This window comes from Candidatus Babeliales bacterium, assembly GCA_035944115.1.
Taxonomy (GTDB): domain Bacteria; phylum Babelota; class Babeliae; order Babelales; family Vermiphilaceae; genus DASZBJ01.
This window is the reverse complement of record DASZBJ010000012.1, coordinates 107472-126293: the sequence shown is the minus strand read 5'-3', so window position 1 is coordinate 126293 and position 18822 is coordinate 107472. Positions and strand designations below refer to the sequence as shown.

Sequence of the window (18822 nt, the reverse complement as noted above, 5' to 3'; positions counted from 1 at the left end):
GATGTAAAAGGGGACTTGTCTAGAATTTCTTGTGATGAGCCAAGGTTGTTTCGTGTTAATAACAAACTAGTTTGTTATGATCGTTTGTTACCACCGCTAACATTGTTTCCTGTAAAAATGGATCGCCACACTCTGCCTTACGAAGATTAATGCACAGTTGGCTTCGTATGGCTCCTAAGTAACGTGAGTTCGATCTAAGAGTTCATCCGAAAATTCTTGTCATAGTATTAAAGAGAAAGATCCTCCGATCGTCTTCGCGAGCCGCCATTGGCGTGCGTGGCGATCCAGGTTAATAAAGAGATATTTAAGTGAATTCAATTAAATAATAAACTATTTTGTCGCGCCTTACCGGCGCACGATTTCCTGGATCACCACGTATACACTCGTGAAGACGATCGGATGTCAAAAGCATTCTACAATATTCATCTATTGCAACATTTTGCACCATGGATTAGTTTTCGGATAAGCTCTTAGTTCGCAGTTCATTCGAAATATAAAGACGAGGGACAGAAAGATATAATACACTTTCTGTCCCTCGTCTTTAGTAATTTAATGTAAGTTATTTCCTCACGTTGTTTGTGGTCAACTGACTACTAGAGTTGCTTGATGATGACAAACTTTGTCTTCTAGACCCTGCCGCCAGCAAAGGAGGAGTTTGTGCTGCTGCTTTGCTGTATGGTGGTACAATTGTACGTGCAACAGTATACAAACCAGATGCGGCAGTAACAACACCAGATACAAGAGCAAGGGTTCTCAATTTTGTTCTAGCTCCAGATGAAATCCTATCCGTTAAGCTCAGTCCACCGGTCACGGCCGTTAGCAATCCAGGAATAACAGGAGATACTTTTAGATCCCTTAAGTGCTTGCTAGCGAATTCTCCTCTTGGCATGCGTTTGAGTGCATCCATAGCGTTTGTTACTGTATCGCCCTTTTCTTTTTCCTCGGTGTCATTCTCGCCATTTGTGTTGCTGCTTGCCATCAATTTGAGCTGGGCCTCTAATGCTTGAAGCTGTTTCAATTGCATTATCAATGCGAACTGTTCTCCTCTTGATAGAGCGGTAATCTCATCAGTATTAGTAGCTAAGAGAGTGCTAAGCTGTACTATTGGATTTCCTGTAACATCAACCGCCGCCGCTGCATTCAAATCGCCTGCTGCTGCCGCTTGAACGTCTAGATGAGTAATAGAAAGTAATAATGTTAGTAATGGTAAAAGAGATTTTTTGAAAATCATATAGAGAATACCTTTTTTTGTTGTGGTTAAAATATGTGCATTAATAGTAAACAATGTTGTTTGTATTGTGGGTGTTCGTAATGAGGAGCTATGATATGAGCAAAAGGCCAATTTGTCCAGAGCTTTTGTAAATAAGGTGCCCCCGCCTTCATAGAAAGCGGGGGCACCTTATTTATTCACATTACTATAATTGCATCATAGCAATCATGCTGTGCATGGATCCGTAAGCGGATTTACTTTTGCTTGTTACTATGTTGCAGTAGTCTTTGTTGGCGCTCTGCTACAACAGCATTTCTTGTGATGCTCTCAAATTGCTTAACTTGCGTATAGGCATTTCTTACGCTGAGTCCAAATTGAACAACTGCATTACCTAAAAGGCCAGCAGCGGCTAGATTTCTGATAGGAGTCTCAGGCAGAAGTTCATGTACTGCTACACCGCCCGCAGCGTTAGCCAACGGATTAGTGAGAAGACCTCTCGGCGTTGTTACCCGAAGATTTCGCTCAAATATTGCCCATCCTGCTCGCTTTACACGATTAAATCGGGTGTTTTGTTGCAGTACTTGCGCATCAATTTCGGCATCTGCTTGTGCGGCTGCTTGTCTTTGTATTTCTGCTTGTGCATCTGCGTTGGTTTTTTGTTGATCGAAAAGCAATAGGCTTGCCTGTTCAAGGCGCTCGATTCCTAGTAGTAACAGAGCTGAAGAGTCATCATGTTTTTTTTCTAGTGCTTCTTGACGTGCGTTTATAGTAGCAAGAGCAGCCAGCACTTCTGTCAGAGTCTGTTGGGCAGCTGATTGATTTGCATGCAACCCCCCAATCGCCCTCGAATGATTATCAAGATGTTGCATAAATAATTCTGCATGCTCACCGTGCTCTTTTTGATCTTCTTGCAATTGTCTTTGCGCGTTAATGAGATCTTGGCCTGCTGTTCTAATTTCCGTAGCGGATTCTGCTACGGCACGATGTAATTCGGTTGTTGCCTCCCGTGCGTATACACAGTGTTCTTGTAACGTTCTCGTGAGATTTGCATTTTGTTGATTTACGTTCGTTATTGCTTGCTTTATATTCTCAGGCTGTAGGGTCAAATTTTTAATCGTTGCTTTAAGGAGATTGCTTAAGCTACTTTCCATTGCGCCATTATCTTTTTTTGCGGCTGCAAGTTCTTGAACCTGTCTTTCTAATTCTGTTAGCTTTTCTCGAATTTCAGTTGCATTTATTTTTAACACTGACCGCACATCAGCTGTATTCGCATGCGAGGTAGCGATAAGCTCGCGATTTGAGTCTGCAAGTTGCTCTACTGATCGAGAGTGCTGTCTCAATGATGTTTCAACAGCCTGATCTACTGCATGAAGGTCAGCTTCAGTGACTGCAGGGTTTTGCTCTAATCGAGCAACTAGAGCATTTAGCCCAGCTAGTTCCGCCTGTACATTCGCCTGTATGGCTCTAGGCAATTGGCTGATTGATTGTAATAGATTTTGCATTTGCTCTTGGGCAGTTGGTTTTGGCGCTTGATCCCCTGGCGCTGCCGCCGCCTGTACCTGTGCGTTGAATGTGGCGAGCAAAGCCGCCAGAAGCGATAATTTTTTGATAAAATTCATTTTTTATCCCTTTATTTTGAATTAATAATATTTTTATTAAAAATAATGCATTGGTGTTGTTAATTTATTTCTACATGTATTTATCGTAGGCCGATTTGGATTTATTGTCAAATGGTGACATTTTTGCTTAAAAAAGAAAAAAAATTTGTTCGGATTCAAGCCATTTGATGACACAGGATATGCCCAAAATGTCGATTTGTCCAGCATTTTAGTGGTTTTTTGAGGGTGGTTTTTGGTTGCGTTTTGTAAAAAATATGGGAAGGCCGGCCCTTGCGGCCACGGGTCTCGACCAAAGCGCATAGAAAGCAGGGGGATTTAGGATGGCGATTGGCTGCATAACTTGAGAAATCCTGATTTGATATAAAATATTCTCAAGCAAAGATGAGAGAGGAAAGTAGGAAGGTTATACCATCATATAAACGGCTATGAAAAAGGGAGTGACTGGTGATCACTCCCAATAACGTGCAATGTAATACGAATTATGCACCAGTAGCCGCTAATCCAATATTGAGGATAAGAAGTCCGACAGAGGCTCCTACGGCACCTTGTTTAACTAATTTCTTTTGTTTAGGAGTTGCTTGATCATAGACTACTAGACCGGCAGCGCCAGCAAGCCACACAAAAGGATTACCAAGAGCGGGACGGTTGCCAGCTGTTTTAAGTACTTTTGTACCGAATCCGAGAGCTGCTACACCGCCAGCTACAATCATATTGCCAGTCTTTTTAGTTCTGTTTTTTGCTGACTGTGCGAGGTCGGCTCCTTGGTGAGCGAGTTCTTCCATGTGCACTTCTGCGCTCCTGTTTCCTTCTCCGAGAAACAATCGAGTTCCTAATCCAATAAATCTTTGGAAAGTAGTAGGTCTGCCGCCGCGATGGTTATGCGCTGCTTCCATCGGTATAACAACTACTGAAAGTAGTGCCAATAAAACAAATTGTTTTGAAATATTCATATGAGTCCTTTTGATATGAGTTAATAAAATATTGCTTAAATAATGGTGTAAAAATTTCGTATTATTTTGAATCAATTACTGGTTTTGTTTTGGTATCATCCGCTATGCCATAATTAATCAATGCTGTTATCCGAGAATGTATGTTATTAGGCATTTTTATTTTTATATTTTGTGATAGATGAGGTAGCGTTTTTATGGCCGTTTCAACAAACATATAATATCTGCCGCAACGTGACAGATGGAGAGCCAAGGTTCTTATGATGGGTGCCGTATCTTGGGGTAATAATAGGTAAGGGGCTTGAGCAGCTACGCAACACACAGCCTTTGCGAGAAAGTTTACACTGTCGGGATTGGCTTCAAGATGTTTTGCGAACCAGTGGATTCCGTCTGCACTTTGTTTTAATAATCTACTGGCTCTTCCTGAATTATTGGTTGCGTCATTCTGTTTTTTTTCGAGTGTAGTTTTTGTTGCCTCAGGTGCGGTGGCATGCATTGAAAGTACACAAGGGGAGAGTGTGATTACTAGTAGCAAAATCCGTATTGTATTCATTAAAATCCTTTGAGTGTAATGGTTTTTGATACCCATTATAATTAGTCGTTATAAACCATACAAGGATCTTTATCATGTGCAATGGTAGCAGTTCGACTCAAGATGCGCTTGTTTCTGTCTGAAGCTTTTTCTAACAATTATTTTATGCCTTTGTGATAGCGATTGTTTCAATGAGTGCGGAAAAATAATACATATAAAAAATAAAACAATCAATTTGTTTGTTATATGGCGATTAAGTTAGAAGCCTTCGGGGAGTGGTACATTTCCGGGCGTGCAGTTGGCAAAAGGGGGTGGAGGCATTTGTAATAAAACAGGGCTGACGTTTGCCAACCCTGTTTGTACGTGATTACTCGTATATTACTGTATTATCTGCGGTCACGGTCTGAACGTTGGCTTGAGCGTTGGCTTGAGCGTTGGCTTGAGCGTGGATCGCGCAGGCTCTGTTGACTTGCCTTTTTTTGCTCATCAAGCCATTGTATATGATTTGCTCTTGCGGCACCCCACCGGCTACGTAGAAGGTGCGCAGCGAACCCAACTTCCCCTGCGGCAGCAGCGCGTCCGAGCCATTTGATAGTAGTGCCCTGATTTTGCGTTCTTTGTAATGTCGGTTTCACAAGAATAGCAGGTATTATTGGTGCCGGCCATGCAACTGTTCCATCTCCCCTAGGCGGAGTGGTCCACGCTGTAGCGCGTGCGAATATACAGAGAGAGTCAAACCATGTGAGCTCTTCTTTGGCGTCTTCTTCTCGACCTTTTGGTTGCGGTTGTGGCTTTTTCTTTTTTTTGCGAGATGTGCCGCCACCAGTTTCACTCTCATCGCCTTCATCATCGCCTTCATTTTCACCATCATTTTCACTATCATTTTCAGTTGGGAGATGAGGGTTTTGTATTGGAGTTCTTTGTTGTTCTTCCTGCAGAGGTGTTACGCCGTATGTTGAGCCGTGTTTTGAGGAGCCAAGGCTTCCTTGTTGAGCATCATTAAGTACATTATATCCGGGGGCATAAGAGCCTGAGCGCTGTGATCGGCGTCCGTCAAATCTTTCTTCATTTGCGCTGTGTAAAGGAGTGCTGACGATAGTGAATATCGCAATTACCAACGGTACAATAGAGTTTTTGATTTTCATTATTATCCTTTTGTAATTAGGTTTAAAAACAGTTGGTGGCACTACAATGCATGAAAATGATATATGAGTCAAGATATGATTAAAAAATTAGGAATTTTGGATATAAAAAAAGGATTGCATGAGGCAACCCTTTTTTATGATTTTGTCGATGAAAGTTTTTCTTATCTTGCTTGGTTTTGTCTTGAGGGTTGCAGTAGTTGTAATGCAGCTTTTTGACCATTCCGTTGTTTGGCTATTACGTAACTTTGATGCAACTCTGATTTTTTGTAGTTCTCTCCCTGATTAGCAAGCATTGTTCCTATTTCTATTCCAGTTTTTGCAACTGTAGCGAACGCAACAGCGTTTTTAAGATGGCGGATCATGGGATTGCGAGGCGATACATAACCCAAGCCTTTATAGACCACTCCTCCTGCGCCAGCAGTTAATAAAGGATTTTGGTAAGTTTTTTCGGATAAGATGTTGTGTATCTGGAATGCGATTTCCCACTGATCAAGGGGGATAGAAGCACATGAGTTGTCGTTATCATCTTCACCCGGTGACATAGCGCATACAGGTGAAGTGGTAATGATGGTGATAGCGATAACAAATAATAAAGATTGTTTCAAAAGTTTCATATCTTTCCTTTAATGAATTGTGGTTAATGTGTATAAATGTGCTTCAATTTTTAGCATACATTCATCAGAAAGACAATGGTTTATATGTATATCATTTTTATGATTGAGTGCAATGCGCCAAAAAAAAGAGCAGAAATATTTCTGCTCTTTTTCGAATCGGTAGATCTTATTCAGATCTTATTTGTTCAGCTCAGGAAAGAAGATGCCTAATTCTGTGGCAGCTGTTTCTGGTGCATCTGAACCGTGCAGAGCATTGTTGCCAATGTTAGCACCAAATTGCTTACGCAATGTTCCTTCAGCAGCCTGCTTTGGATCGGTTGCGCCCATAAGATCACGCCATGCTTTGATAGCGTTTTCTTTTTCAAGCGCAAGGACCACCACTGGACCAGAGATAATGAACTCCACTAACTCGCCAAAAAATGGACGAGCTGCGTGAACTGCATAAAATGTTTCTGCAGTTTCTTTGTTCATCTGTAGTTTACGCATGCCAACGATATTGAAACCGTTTTGCTCAATAGCGGCAATGATAGGGCCACTATTTTTTGCAGCAACTGCATCAGGTTTAATTATTGCAAATGTTTTTTCAACCACGGTGGATGCTCCTTGTTTTTGTTGACGGTGAATAGAATAAATCACTGCTGCAATCACTACAAAAGCTGTAAGTATGATTATTGATATTGTTGTTTTATTCATAATTCACCGTCTTGTTATGTGCGTTATATATTATTCTTCGCTTGTTGTTTCATCATCTTGGCGTGGGCGAGAAGTATGCTTTTCTAGTTCAAGCTGGAACTGGCTTTTTGTTTTTGGCTGAACTGGTTGTTGCGGTACTTCTTTGCGTGCAGCCTGTTTTTTAGGAGCAGCTTGTGTTTTTGGTGCAGCGTGCTCTTTCTCTTCTTTTGGTTGAGAAGGAGTTAGTTTCAAGCTGAGACCAAGTTTGCGATCATTTTTGTTAACATTGATCACGCGGAACTGGGTTTTTTGACCAACCTTTAATATATCTTCTACTTTATCAACAGTTTCGTTTGATAATTCAGAGATATGTACGAGTCCTTCAACGCCCGATGCAAGCTTGATAAACGCACCAAAATTAGTGATTTTAGAAACTTCACCTTCGATGATAGCACCAACAGGATACTGTTTTTCAATCAATTCCCATGGATCTTCAGTTAACTGTTTGATACCAAGAGAGATCTTCTTGTTGTCTTTATCAATGTTCAGGATGATCGCTTCAACTTCATCACCCTTTTTGAACATGTCGCTTGGGTGATCAATATGCTCAGTCCATGAAAGATCAGAGATATGCACTAAACCATCGATACCTGGTAAGATCTGGATGAAGATACCAAAATCGGTAATGTTGCTAATTGCGCCTTTAATTTTTTGGCCAACTGCAAACTGTTCATGCAGAGATTCCCATGGGTTTTTATTCAATTGTTTGATGCTGAGCGACATACGTCTGTTGTCTTTATCAAATGAAACAACAAGTGCTTCGATTTCTTGACCAACGTGGAATCGTTTAGAAAGATCGCTGATACGTTCAGTCCATGAGATTTCAGAGATATGGATAAGTCCTTCTACCCCTTTTTCTACTTCTACAAATAGACCATAATCAGTGATGCTTGAGATTCTACCTTTGATACGTGAACCTTCTTTGAGTGTTTCACTTACTTTTTTCCATGGGTTGTCGCTGAGTTGCTTCAATCCTAGAGAGATTTTCTCATTTGTTTTATCAAATGAAAGTACTTTCACGGAAATGGTGTCGCCGATATGTACAAGCTCGCTTGGATGAGAGATGCGTCCCCAGGTCATATCAGTAATATGGAGAAGGCCATCTACGCCACCGATGTCGATAAATACACCATAGTTGGTGATATTTTTAACAACACCTTGGATAATTTGTCCTTCAGTAAGCGTATCAAGGATCTTCTTACGCTCTTCGGATCGCATTTCAGAAAGGTATTTACGACGAGAGATAATAACGTTACCACGTTTTTTGTTGATCTTAAGGATGTTTGCAACGATTGTTTGTCCAACGTATTGATCAAAATCAAGTACACGGTGTAGATCAATTTGTGAACCAGGTAAAAAGGCTGGGATTCCGATATCAACGTTTAATCCACCTTTAACTTTGTGTGTTACCACACCTTCAACCGGCTTATTTTCTTCAAATAGTTTTGTAATAGCATCCCATGCTTTAACTGCTTTTGCTTTCTCGTAAGAGAGGATGACATTACCTTGAGCATTTTCTAAGTTATCAAGTATGACTTCAATTGGATCGCCAACTTTTAACTGTTTTAGTTCATGCTCAGAAAATTCTTGTCGTGAGATAAGTCCATCAGATTTGTATTCGATGTTTACAAGAACTCCATCAGAATCGATTCTGATGATTCTTCCAGTAACCAGTTTTCCTGATTTTAAACTGTTGAGCGCTTCGCCATATAACTGGGAAAGCTCATCAATTTGTGCCTGGTTTAAGGCAAGATCGTCATGGACTGCCAGCATGGCAACATCGACTTTGGCAAATTGATTAGGACGTATGACTGTTTTTGACATGTGATATAGCTCCGTGACTATCACCGCTTGGGTGTAGCCTACTCCTTATTATAGATTAAGGAGGGTAAAAGGATTATAATATAATAACAATGGAAATCTATCATAAGAATTAAATATTTACAAATAATGGGATCTATGGGACATTTTGACAAAAAGTATTAATTCTGTTATGGTATTAATCAGTCCATGAAAGTGGACTTCTGTATTTAATTCAATATATCAATATGCTTGTATGATCGTTTAATAAGAAAATGTAATAGGCGTCTATCATGCGGGCAGTAACCAGCTAAAACATGGTGGCTTTTATGAAAACGTTTAATGATTTTCCTATTAATTCTCTAATTCTCGCTGCTCTTAGCGAGCAGGGCTTCACGACTCCCACACAAATTCAAGAAAAGGCATTTGCCCATCTTCTCTCTAAAGACCGTATAGATTTCCATGGTCAGGCACAAACAGGAACAGGGAAAACCCTTGCTTTTGGTATTCCTTTAATTCAATCGATCGATCCAAGCAGCTCAGCTGTTCAGGGCTTGATTGTTGCCCCTACTCGTGAATTGGTCTTACAAATCGCAGAAAGTTTACAGTCTGTTGCTCGAAATACCGGATGCACCATTGTAACCGTTTATGGCGGTGTGTCTATTGAGCGACAAATGCAGGCATTGCGCGGCAAGGCTCATATTGTTGTAGGTACCCCAGGGCGTCTTAATGACCATATTCGTCGTCGCACATTATCTCTTAAAGGATTAAAGACTTTGGTTCTTGATGAAGCGGATATCATGCTTGATATGGGCTTTAAAGAGGAAGTTGATGAGATCTTGGCAAATGCATCATATGACAGACAAATTTGGTTATTCTCTGCAACAGTAAAACCTGGAATTACTGCAATCAAGAAGCAGTATATGAAAGATCCGGTAATTGTTCAGGCGAGCAGAGAGCAGGTTGGTTCAGTAAATACGCAGCAATTTTATTGCGTGGTGCCAACTAAATATAAATTACAGGCGTTAGTGCGCTTTATTGATAGTGAACCAGAATTTTATGGTATTGTGTTCTGTCGGACCAAAATATTGGCAGCTGAAATTGCACAAGAACTTGGTAAAAAAGGGTACTCTGCGCGTGCATTGCATGGTGATATAAATCAGACTATGCGTAATAGCGTTATCGCAGCATTTAAAGCAAAAAAATTCTCAGTGTTAGTTGCAACTGATGTGGCAGCTCGTGGTATTGACGTTGATAGTCTTTCGCATGTCGTGAACTATTGTATACCTGATGATCAAGAAAGTTACGTGCATCGTGTTGGTCGAACTGGCCGTGCAGGTAAACAAGGTGTGGCAATTACATTTGCGGGAGCTCGTGATGTGCGTCGTATGCAAGCAATTGGAAATCGTTTTAACATGACGATTAATCAAATTGAAGTGCCGAGCATTGAATCGATTGCACAAGTTCGCTTAGAAAAAGTAAAAAATTACGTGACTGAGTTGATTGAAAAAAATCTTACGCCATCAATCCATACAGAAAAACTAACAACATTGCTTGAGCAATATACACCTACGCAGCGATCAAGTGCGTTGCATGCATTGTTGTACACAACAATCTTGCAAGGTGTTGATGAGCAGAAAGATATTTCGTTCGCTGTAGAAAAATCAACAGAACGTTCTTCTTCTGGTAGATCCCGTGGTGGTGATTTTTCAAGAGACCGTGATTTTGATTCTGATAAACCTCGTCGTGGTGGTAGATCGTCAGATCGTCGTTCAGATGATGGTGGTAGTCGCGATGGTGGTGGTCGTTATGAAGTTGACCCTAATAGCAAAGAAATCATGGTTCATGCAGGATCGCTTGATGGAGTTACCAAATCAGATCTTATTCAGTTTTTGACACAATCGCGTGCAGTTACTAATGATGCAATTGGCAAAATCCGTATTATTCAAAAACGTAGTTTTGTTCACGTGCCAACGAAAGTTGTACCAGCATTGTTGCAGCAACTGAAAAGTGTGCATCTTTGTGGTAAGAAAGTTCGTGTTAACATTGCACAGCGATAGTTCTATTTTTTAGAGTTTATCTGAAAATACGCATATAAATGTAATATAATAAAGCCACTCCCTTTGGGGGTGGCTTTTCCTTTGGTGCGAATTCTCGTGGCAAAAGAGTGCGGTCGATGAACTAAGGCCTTCATTATTCGAATAAGCTTTCTCGTTGCAGTTCTTCTAGTTCTTGTAGCGTGTTTTTCTCATGATTGTAGTAGAGCTTTGTTTGGAAGATAGCAATGGTTGTTGAAAGCGTGCTCATTAAAAAAGCTACAGCGAGTGGGGATGGAATTATTGTTGCAAGTAGTGACAGTAAAATTATCACCGCGAAAGAGCTTCCTCCAGCAACAATCTCTACCCATTGTTCATGAAACAGTGCATGCGATGCAATAATCGTTTGCACTATTGTTTTTCGTTCAAACATAATCATGGGTAGCACAAATGTGGTAACCAGATGCCAGAGAATTACCAGAACCGCTAAAATTATGTAGCAAATGAGCGGCATGGTTATTGCGCGCTCAAGGAGCATGCAGGTTGTTGTAGTTATAGTTGCGGATAGTAGCGTCCATATGATAAGTGGTTTTCTTTTTGCTAGGCATGCTTGGAACGCATCACCGCATGTTGGCATGTTGCCTTTGATGTGCTGCATGGTGAGATACACAATACAAGCGTTAAAAAAAGTCAGTATGGTGATGATGAGCCAGAGAGCGGCAGCTTTCATGAGTATGTGAGATCCGCCCGATGTTTTACTGATTTTGCTCATTGCTGCATACAATCGCAGTCCAGTTGTTTCAATAATAAGGAAATGTAAAAATGGTATCTTTTCCTTCCAAATAAGTAAAAAGCTAGAAATCGATAACCAAAATCCTTGGTAAAATCTATTGATATAGGACATAAAAAAACTCCTTTTTAAGATGAGGACATCAGGGGGATCATAGCAGATGGTTTTTGTGTAGCGCAATATGTTGCTATATACCCAGTTGGCGTGATATGGTTCTTGCGATACAATGATTAGGATATTAATGAGATTATCAAGGGGTTTGATATGGTTAAATGCCAAAAAAAAATACTGTTTTTTCTGTTGAGCGTTATCAGTTTTGGTCAGTCTCTTCAGGCTAATAGAACAGTTATAGATCTCAGGAGAAATCGGGTTCCTGTTCGTCAGCGAATAGTGCACGTACCACAGAATCATGCTTCTCATCCACAAGTGATACATATTCCGTCTGCGCCACATGTTGTGCATGTTGCCCCGCGTCCCCCTCGATTGGTATTTGCACACCATTCATCATATGTGATGCGTCCGCATGAAGCGATGATAGTGTTAGGGACCGCAGTTATAGCGTTGCTTACGATATACTGGTTGACGCGTGATTCATATGATTCATACGAAGAAACCAATCACTATCAACATCATCATAACGACCAAGTAATTGTAGTGCATGACCATCATTATGAGCCTGACGTGATAATTATAGATGAACCGGATGATATTATAATCGTAGATGAGTATGATGATTATGGTGATGACATTATCATAATTGATTAGTCGTTTTTAGGGGCAGCATTTTTCAGATATTCAAACACAATCTGACTCCAGCTTTCCATGTGATCTTTATATATTTCCGCATCAGCAAGTGAAATGAGCTCACCACTTTGTAGTTCCGATTGCACAGAAATATCCTCACGGTCTCCCATCAAAAGCATGACCAGGCCGATGTGTACTTTACCCACTTCGTTAGAATCATCATTGAGTAGGCCAATCGGTTGGATGGTAAGGTTACCGTTGTAATTAACTTCTTCATGAAACTCGCGGCGAGCCCAGTCAAAAATAGAATCGGTTTGCATATCTTCTTGGCGTATGTGGCCACCAATTCCGAATGAAAATTTACTACGCAATCGCGATTCTGATGCTTTTGCGTGTCGTTGCATTAAAAAATATTTTTCGTTGTGTGTGTAGATTAAGTAAGGAATGATCTGCTTGTATGTTGGATCGGTTTCCATGATAGATCGCGGCAAAAACTGTTTTTTACTGGCGATTATTCCGGTTATCTCTTGCATTGTCGTTGCCTGTAATCCATGAAATGATCCGTGGGGAAGTATGTCAGCGCGGGGAACGACTAAAATTAGTTCATCTGATACGGTTGGGATGATCATTGGTTGTGTGGTTGATTGTTGCATGGTAAGTCCTTCTTTATGCACGTTAAACAGTAACAACAGCATTGATTAACAAATAACAGTCATAGAGCGGTTGGCACCCGATCGTCGTGGCGAGCGTATGCGTGGCCATCCAGGCAGTTGTGCGCCGGTAAGGCGCGACTAAATAAATTTTTTTCATTGTCTTCATTAAAAGATTCCCTTATTAACCTGGATCGCCACGCACGCCAATGGCGGCTCGCGACGACGATCGTAGGTTTCTTGCTTCGATTAGTGTTTAAATATGGCAAAATAATATGGCCAGAAATTTTTGGTGAGTCTTAAGTCTATGTAATTTGGATCCGCTCTGCAATGGGATAATCGGTCATGTTATCTTCGTTGTTTTTTGGTATAATTGAATGACTGTTGTATATCATGCTCTTGTAAGGGATTATATGAATTACGATTTTAAATCGGTCGAGTCAAAATGGCAAAAACAGTGGAAGGATGCTAATCCTGCTGCGTCTAAAAATAGTAAAACGGATAAGAAATATTATTGTTTAGATATGTTTCCGTATCCATCAGGTTCGGGCCTGCATGTAGGGCATTGGCGTGGATACGTGCTCTCAGATATTTATGCACGGATTAAATGGCTGCAAGGATACAACGTACTACATCCAATGGGGTGGGATGCATTTGGGTTGCCTGCTGAAAATGATGCGATTAAAAAGGGTATACACCCCAAAGAAGGAACTGCAAAAAATATTGCGGTTTTTAAAGAGCAGTTGCAGCATATTGCAGCGATATATGATTGGACTAAAGAGCTTGATACTACTGACCCGCAATATTATAAATGGACCCAGTGGATTTTCTTGCAGATGTTTCATGCAGGGCTAGCATATGAATCGGTGATGCCGATTAATTGGTGCCCTTCTTGTTTGACTGGGCTTGCAAATGAAGAAGTGGTCAATGGTGGGTGTGAGCGATGTGGTAGCATAGTTGAGCAGAAAAATATTCGACAATGGATGTTGCGCATTACGCAGTACGCGCAAAAATTATTGGATGGTCTTGATAAACTTGCATGGTCAGACAATATTAAATTGATGCAAAAGAATTGGATTGGGCGTTCGCAAGGTTTAGAAATTAATTTTGCTACTCATGATCAGCAGGGTTCTGCAGTGCAATTGACCGTATATACAACGCGCCCGGATACCATTTTTGGGGTGACTTTCATAGTGATTGCGCCAGATCATCCGCTTTTAAAATCTTTGTTGTCAAATGAAAAAAAGCAAGAAGTCGAATGGTATATCAAGCAGAGTAAAGAGAATGATAGTAGCAAGCATAAGACCGGGTTGTTTTCTGGTGTGTATGTAATAAATCCTGCTACTAACGGCCAAATTCCTTTGTATATTGCTGATTATGTTCTCAGCTCATATGGCACTGGTGTGGTAATGGGAGTTCCTGCTCATGATGAGCGGGATTTTGCATTTGTAAAACAGTTTGGGTTGTCCGTTGTGCAAGTAATTGATGCACCAGAAATTCAGTATGATGCGCATGGTACGATACTGCACGCATACATGGGTGATGGAACACTTATTAATAGTGGTACGTTTAATGGACTGTCTGCGTTTACTGATGGTAAACAAGCGATCATAAAAGATTTGGTTGCGCGTGGTGTGGCGACTGAAAAAATAAATTATAAATTACGTGATTGGATTTTCTCTCGTCAGCGATATTGGGGAGAGCCAATTCCGCTTGTGCATTGTGATGCCTGTGGAATAGTGCCCGTTCCTGAAGACCAATTGCCGATAACATTGCCTGATGTTGAGCACTATGCACCGACGGGAACAGGAGAATCACCATTGGCAGCAATGACCGATTGGGTGAATACAACATGTCCAAAATGTAGCGGTTGTGCAAAACGTGAAACAAATACTATGCCGCAGTGGGCAGGATCATGCTGGTATTTCTTACGGTATCCAAATCCGACGTTGTCAGATCGTCCATGGAGTGCAGAGGATATGCAGTATTGGTTGCCGGTAGATCTGTATGTCGGTGGTATCGAGCACGCAATTTTGCATCTTCTATATGCACGGTTTTATGTAAAAGTTTTGTATGATTTGGGACATTTGCCGTTTGATGAACCGTTTACGCATCTCTTTAATCAAGGAATGGTTCTTAAATATTCAGAAAAATCTGGATGTGTTGAAAAGATGTCTAAGTCAAAAGGCAACGTAGTAAATCCTGATGAAATTGTAGCATCATATGGTTCTGATGCTCTGCGTATGTACATGATGTTTATGGGGCCGCCAGAACTGGATTGTGAATGGCAAGATGCCGGTCTTGAAGGTATTAAGCGATTTTTGTATAAATTCTGGCGATACATGGCTGAGATGCACATTGTTGATACGCAGGATGAGCAGACAACACGACGAGTACATCTGTTTTTAAAAGAGTTCCAAACGCGACTGGATCATTTTAAACCAAACACTGCAATATCTGCAGCGATGGAATGGCTCAATGATGCGATTGCTGGTCACATGCAATTGAATGCACCATTATTTGAATATATTGTTGTTTCATTGTCGGTTTTAGCGCCGCATATGGCGAGTGAACTGCTTGAGAAGAAATTAGGCAAGCGACTTGTTGATTGTCCATGGCCAACATATGATCCAGCATTGTTGACACAAACTACGTGCACGGTGGTTGTTCAGGTGAATGGTAAAGTGAGAGCCAATATTTGCGTGGATAAAAATGCATCGCAAGAAGTTGTTGAACAAATGGCCAGACAGCAGGTGGCATCATGGCTTGCTGGTAAAGAGATTATTAAAGTTATTTTTGTGCCTAGCAGGCTTATAAGTTTTGTTGTAAAATAGAAACAATTCTTATGAACAGTAGGCGAAGAAAGGGATAACGATTATGATGAATAAATTCATGTTGGTTTGCATGGCAGCATTGTCTTCAATGGTTGCACAAGCAGCAATTAATCTTGATATACAGTTGAGTGTATTGAATCAAGAGCTGGTAAGAGAGGTAGTGACAGTTGATGAAGCAACGGGAACATGGTCTTGCCAACAAGATGGTTTTGCAATCAAAGCAACTGTTCAGGATCTAGGAGAAGAAGTAGCGGTAGCTATGTGTATCTCTGGTACTGACGAAAATGGACAAGAAGTTATTTATTCAGAGCCAACAATGGTAATGGCTTGGGGTCAACCAGGTACATTGTGTATTGGTGAAGAAACAAATGAGCAAGGGGAACATTTAGATGTTCTAATGCTTACTGTTACTGCTACACGATAATATACAAAATTTAAAACTTTTGTTCATAAGAATAAAAAGAGGGACATGCGAATGTCCCTCTTTTTGTTGATTCAGAAATAAATCTGCATTATCTGATTAATTATTCAGCTGAAATCAGCGCAGTAAGTTCCTTTTTTAATTCCGGTAACGAGCGGCTTCCTACAAGTCGGGCTGCTTCTTTTCCGTTTTTATAGCCGATAATTGCAGGGATTGATGGGGTGTTGAGCGCATCAGCATTATCAAATTCATCTTGATTAATTTCAACAAAGGTGATGCGATCGCCAAATTCTTGCGCTGCTTTTTCAAAGACTGGCTTCATGCCTTTGCATGGTCCGCACCAAGGGGCAAATATTTTAAAAACAACGGGCTTATCATTTGCTGCAATTAATTGGTCAAATTCTTGCTGCGTCGTGATCATTGTAACACCGTGTTGAGCAGCCGGTGCTGTTTCTGTTGCGATTTCAGCAGCAACAGGGGCTGGTTTGACTGGTTCAGTTGAGGCTTGTGCTGTTACGATTTCGTCCGAGGGGATAGTTGCAATGGACTGTGCAGCTTGTGGGCATTTTGGACAGCTAGGAACAACGCATGTTGTACGCCATTGCATGTAATAACCAATCGAAGTAACAAAGACAATTGCTCCAATTAAAAGCATATTTCTATTTGACGGTGCCATAACAATCCTTTCACATAAAAAAAGAGAACCTATTTTTATCTCAGCATAGATTTTTAAATGCTGAGATTGCAAGGTTTTTGCGTCGTGTACATTAATCGTTGAGGCGCCGTCGTTTTTCTGCAGGATCGTTCATACCTGCAAGAAGCTCTGCAGCAAGGGGTATTTGTTCCATTGCACTATGCCATGCTTCATACTGTTTTGGATGATGGGTCAGAAGACATTGCTGCATTCGGTAAAGCTCACGACGATATGTTTCACGGTGGCAATTATATATCATATCGTCAACATCACGCGATGCACTAATGCGTATAATAGTCTGGCGTAGATCTTCTGGTCTATACTGTTCTGGATTGTTTTTTATCATTAAGTGTCGCCGCTTCCAAAAACCCACTATCATTTTAGAATGATGTGCAATCACTGCACTGACTTCAGGATTCCTGCGTAAACATTCTTCTACCTCAGGAACAATTGAGTTGCTAATTGCAAGGCGTAATGTCTCTTGCGGATCAGCTGCCGCACAAAATGATATGGAGGCATTTTGTAGGATGCAGAGCGTAAGTAAGAGGGGATATAGTTTCATGATATGTATCATCCTTATATTGGTTGTTTGGTAATTAGTTGTGATTATATGGTGCATTAGTATCCATTGAGCATACGGATGAAATCATCTTGATCTTGTTGTATCCAAATGCTTATCAGATAATCAAATCGTGGATCTTGCGCACAGCGACTTGCGTACCACGGGCGCATTACTTTTTCAGCATCACCAGTTTTGTGGTGATTATATTCGTGATACCAATTGGTCACCAATATTCTTCTGGGACTAACGCATTTATAATCTTCTCGTATCCAGTGATCTAATATAGGTTGCGCGCGTTTGCCCTGCTGACGATACCATTGCTTAAAGAACAGTGCTCCTTGTAGCCCATATGGAGGTTTGGGCGCCAGAAAAGATAGGTATTCAGCTTGGAACTTGAGGTATTGTTGATGCTGTTCGTCCTCAGGTGCTGCGCAAAATAATACTGAGCTAGGTAATAAGAAAATTAAAAGTAATATGTACATATTCATTGCTTATCTTCAATAATGGGTATGTGTTTCCTTATTCTTTATTTTCGTCTGGAGGGTTAGTCATTCGCAGCCGTTTCTTTGTCCCGTAAAGCGGTGGTTTTCGCCGTGCACCTATTTTTGAAACAGGCGGGATGAAAGTATTCATCAAGAATTCCTCTGCGCGTTCGTCTTTGCACCGATCTATATACCATGGGAGGAGTTTGCTTGGGCCGTCATGATGGATGTATTCATAATGCATGTGTTCATATTCCTGTGTCAGTCGTCTTTCAAATTGGCGTTGCTCTGTTTCGGCGAGTGCGCAGTATATTTTCTCAGATGTTCCGCCGCAGAGGGCCCGGTTACTTTTGGCTTGTGAAACCACGTACCCAGTCACTGGCCAATCGAGGCGAATATATTCTTGCACCTCTGCTATATCCGCACGGTAGACAGCATCTAGTAGTGGGTCCCTCCTTGGCAGTTCTGCAGCAGCACAGGTGATTTTTATTTGTGTAAGGGAAAAAAGAAATAGTAATACAAACAATAGTTGTTTCATGAGGCAATCTTTCTATTTAGGGTTGCATTAAGATATGTAAAAATGGTATAGCTCGTTTGTCTTCTCGAGATGTTTTTTCGCACCATTGAGCAAGCAATTGTGGATTTCCTGAGGCAGAGGCTTGCTTCCATTCTATAAGGAGTTTTTGAGCAAATTGTAATGCTTCTGCTTCTGTAAGTAACACCCTCGTCTGCCACAATTCTTTTACGTCTCGTGGCAATACATAATCTTTTTTTGCATTGCGTTCAATGAATAGAGTGGTAAGCCTATAGAGAGTATGCTGATCGACGCGAGCACCGCCGTGTACGACGGCATTGTGAATCATCCCGGTACTTCCTGTTTCGAGGCCTTTGTTTAAAGATTCTTGTGCACTCCAACGTTGTGGTGCAGCACAGAAAGATATCATTGTCATTTGTGATAAAAGTAGTATAAAGATAGATTTTTTCATAAAAAGTCCCGTGATAAAGAGGTT

The 18822-nt window shown here is 40.9% G+C and carries 19 protein-coding genes; 4 read left to right on the top strand and 15 right to left on the bottom strand.

Translation table 11 applies throughout. The features are described 5' to 3' along the window. Window positions 1-559: 559 nt before the first annotated feature. The 8 genes from VGT41_01305 to VGT41_01270 all read right to left on the bottom strand — a co-directional run bounded on the left by VGT41_01305 (window position 560) and on the right by VGT41_01270 (window position 8623). A complete protein-coding gene (locus tag VGT41_01305) occupies window positions 560-1231 on the bottom strand; it encodes a hypothetical protein (GenBank protein HEV2600911.1) in 672 nt (223 codons plus the stop codon). Between the two features lie 233 nt (window positions 1232-1464). Next, on the bottom strand, window positions 1465-2829 hold the full coding sequence (locus VGT41_01300; protein ID HEV2600910.1) for a hypothetical protein: 1365 nt from the start codon (window positions 2827-2829) through the stop codon (window positions 1465-1467). Between the two features lie 479 nt (window positions 2830-3308). Continuing rightward, window positions 3309-3779 (bottom strand): hypothetical protein, encoded by a 471-nt coding sequence (locus tag VGT41_01295; GenBank protein ID HEV2600909.1) that lies wholly within the window; start codon window positions 3777-3779, stop codon window positions 3309-3311. A 61-nt stretch (window positions 3780-3840) separates the two neighbouring features. Beyond that, complete coding sequence (locus tag VGT41_01290; GenBank protein ID HEV2600908.1) at window positions 3841-4329, bottom strand: hypothetical protein; 489 nt, start codon at window positions 4327-4329, stop codon at window positions 3841-3843. 365 nt (window positions 4330-4694) lie between these two features. After that, a complete protein-coding gene (locus tag VGT41_01285; GenBank protein HEV2600907.1) occupies window positions 4695-5453 on the bottom strand; it encodes a hypothetical protein in 759 nt (252 codons plus the stop codon). Window positions 5454-5614: 161 nt separating this feature from the next. Beyond that, window positions 5615-6067, bottom strand: a complete 453-nt coding sequence (locus tag VGT41_01280; protein HEV2600906.1) for a hypothetical protein — start codon at window positions 6065-6067, stop codon at window positions 5615-5617. Window positions 6068-6244: 177 nt separating this feature from the next. Continuing rightward, window positions 6245-6760, bottom strand: coding sequence for a nucleoside-diphosphate kinase (gene ndk / locus VGT41_01275; protein HEV2600905.1), 516 nt, complete (start codon window positions 6758-6760; stop codon window positions 6245-6247). Between the two features lie 30 nt (window positions 6761-6790). Then, window positions 6791-8623 (bottom strand): 30S ribosomal protein S1, encoded by a 1833-nt coding sequence (locus tag VGT41_01270; GenBank protein HEV2600904.1) that lies wholly within the window; start codon window positions 8621-8623, stop codon window positions 6791-6793. 305 nt (window positions 8624-8928) lie between these two features. Between VGT41_01270 and VGT41_01265 the strand changes: the two genes are divergently transcribed. Beyond that, entirely contained in the window at window positions 8929-10659 is a 1731-nt protein-coding gene (locus VGT41_01265; protein ID HEV2600903.1) for a DEAD/DEAH box helicase, read from the top strand. Window positions 10660-10792: 133 nt separating this feature from the next. Here VGT41_01265 and VGT41_01260 read toward each other — a convergent pair whose 3' ends face one another. Continuing rightward, window positions 10793-11539: a DUF6159 family protein gene (locus VGT41_01260; GenBank protein HEV2600902.1), complete on the bottom strand. Its 747-nt coding sequence runs from the start codon at window positions 11537-11539 to the stop codon at window positions 10793-10795. A 150-nt stretch (window positions 11540-11689) separates the two neighbouring features. Here VGT41_01260 and VGT41_01255 point away from each other — a divergent pair, with 150 nt between their 5' ends. After that, complete coding sequence (locus VGT41_01255) at window positions 11690-12190, top strand: hypothetical protein (GenBank protein HEV2600901.1); 501 nt, start codon at window positions 11690-11692, stop codon at window positions 12188-12190. Here the strand turns inward: VGT41_01255 and VGT41_01250 are convergent. After that, complete coding sequence (locus VGT41_01250) at window positions 12187-12822, bottom strand: hypothetical protein (protein HEV2600900.1); 636 nt, start codon at window positions 12820-12822, stop codon at window positions 12187-12189. The two genes, VGT41_01255 and VGT41_01250, sit on opposite strands and share 4 nt — an antisense overlap. A gap of 410 nt (window positions 12823-13232) precedes the next feature. Between VGT41_01250 and leuS the strand changes: the two genes are divergently transcribed. Beyond that, window positions 13233-15653: a leucine--tRNA ligase gene (gene leuS, locus VGT41_01245; protein HEV2600899.1), complete on the top strand. Its 2421-nt coding sequence runs from the start codon at window positions 13233-13235 to the stop codon at window positions 15651-15653. Between the two features lie 43 nt (window positions 15654-15696). After that, window positions 15697-16077, top strand: a complete 381-nt coding sequence (locus VGT41_01240; protein ID HEV2600898.1) for a hypothetical protein — start codon at window positions 15697-15699, stop codon at window positions 16075-16077. Between the two features lie 100 nt (window positions 16078-16177). Here VGT41_01240 and VGT41_01235 read toward each other — a convergent pair whose 3' ends face one another. The 5 genes from VGT41_01235 to VGT41_01215 all read right to left on the bottom strand — a co-directional run bounded on the left by VGT41_01235 (window position 16178) and on the right by VGT41_01215 (window position 18798). Continuing rightward, window positions 16178-16750: a thioredoxin family protein gene (locus VGT41_01235; GenBank protein HEV2600897.1), complete on the bottom strand. Its 573-nt coding sequence runs from the start codon at window positions 16748-16750 to the stop codon at window positions 16178-16180. Between the two features lie 91 nt (window positions 16751-16841). Continuing rightward, the gene (locus VGT41_01230) at window positions 16842-17330 is read right to left on the bottom strand and encodes a hypothetical protein (protein HEV2600896.1); all 489 of its coding nucleotides are present in this window, start codon (window positions 17328-17330) and stop codon (window positions 16842-16844) included. A 56-nt stretch (window positions 17331-17386) separates the two neighbouring features. Next, the gene (locus tag VGT41_01225) at window positions 17387-17818 is read right to left on the bottom strand and encodes a hypothetical protein (protein ID HEV2600895.1); all 432 of its coding nucleotides are present in this window, start codon (window positions 17816-17818) and stop codon (window positions 17387-17389) included. 31 nt (window positions 17819-17849) lie between these two features. Continuing rightward, a complete protein-coding gene (locus tag VGT41_01220; GenBank protein HEV2600894.1) occupies window positions 17850-18350 on the bottom strand; it encodes a hypothetical protein in 501 nt (166 codons plus the stop codon). 16 nt (window positions 18351-18366) lie between these two features. Beyond that, window positions 18367-18798, bottom strand: coding sequence for a hypothetical protein (locus VGT41_01215; protein HEV2600893.1), 432 nt, complete (start codon window positions 18796-18798; stop codon window positions 18367-18369). Window positions 18799-18822 lie beyond the last annotated feature (24 nt).

Coding starts and splice junctions, on each gene's coding strand:
- VGT41_01265 (HEV2600903.1), top strand. CDS start 8,929: ATGAAAACGTTTAATGATTTTCCTATTAATTCTCTAATTCTCGCTGCT.
- VGT41_01295 (HEV2600909.1), bottom strand. CDS start 3,779: ATGAATATTTCAAAACAATTTGTTTTATTGGCACTACTTTCAGTAGTT.
- VGT41_01215 (HEV2600893.1), bottom strand. CDS start 18,798: ATGAAAAAATCTATCTTTATACTACTTTTATCACAAATGACAATGATA.
- leuS (HEV2600899.1), top strand. CDS start 13,233: ATGAATTACGATTTTAAATCGGTCGAGTCAAAATGGCAAAAACAGTGG.
- VGT41_01280 (HEV2600906.1), bottom strand. CDS start 6,067: ATGAAACTTTTGAAACAATCTTTATTATTTGTTATCGCTATCACCATC.
- ndk (HEV2600905.1), bottom strand. CDS start 6,760: ATGAATAAAACAACAATATCAATAATCATACTTACAGCTTTTGTAGTG.
- VGT41_01285 (HEV2600907.1), bottom strand. CDS start 5,453: ATGAAAATCAAAAACTCTATTGTACCGTTGGTAATTGCGATATTCACT.
- VGT41_01250 (HEV2600900.1), bottom strand. CDS start 12,822: ATGCAACAATCAACCACACAACCAATGATCATCCCAACCGTATCAGAT.
- VGT41_01225 (HEV2600895.1), bottom strand. CDS start 17,818: ATGAATATGTACATATTACTTTTAATTTTCTTATTACCTAGCTCAGTA.
- VGT41_01300 (HEV2600910.1), bottom strand. CDS start 2,829: ATGAATTTTATCAAAAAATTATCGCTTCTGGCGGCTTTGCTCGCCACA.
- VGT41_01270 (HEV2600904.1), bottom strand. CDS start 8,623: ATGTCAAAAACAGTCATACGTCCTAATCAATTTGCCAAAGTCGATGTT.
- VGT41_01290 (HEV2600908.1), bottom strand. CDS start 4,329: ATGAATACAATACGGATTTTGCTACTAGTAATCACACTCTCCCCTTGT.
- VGT41_01255 (HEV2600901.1), top strand. CDS start 11,690: ATGGTTAAATGCCAAAAAAAAATACTGTTTTTTCTGTTGAGCGTTATC.
- VGT41_01260 (HEV2600902.1), bottom strand. CDS start 11,539: ATGTCCTATATCAATAGATTTTACCAAGGATTTTGGTTATCGATTTCT.
- VGT41_01305 (HEV2600911.1), bottom strand. CDS start 1,231: ATGATTTTCAAAAAATCTCTTTTACCATTACTAACATTATTACTTTCT.
- VGT41_01220 (HEV2600894.1), bottom strand. CDS start 18,350: ATGAAACAACTATTGTTTGTATTACTATTTCTTTTTTCCCTTACACAA.
- VGT41_01240 (HEV2600898.1), top strand. CDS start 15,697: ATGATGAATAAATTCATGTTGGTTTGCATGGCAGCATTGTCTTCAATG.
- VGT41_01235 (HEV2600897.1), bottom strand. CDS start 16,750: ATGGCACCGTCAAATAGAAATATGCTTTTAATTGGAGCAATTGTCTTT.
- VGT41_01230 (HEV2600896.1), bottom strand. CDS start 17,330: ATGAAACTATATCCCCTCTTACTTACGCTCTGCATCCTACAAAATGCC.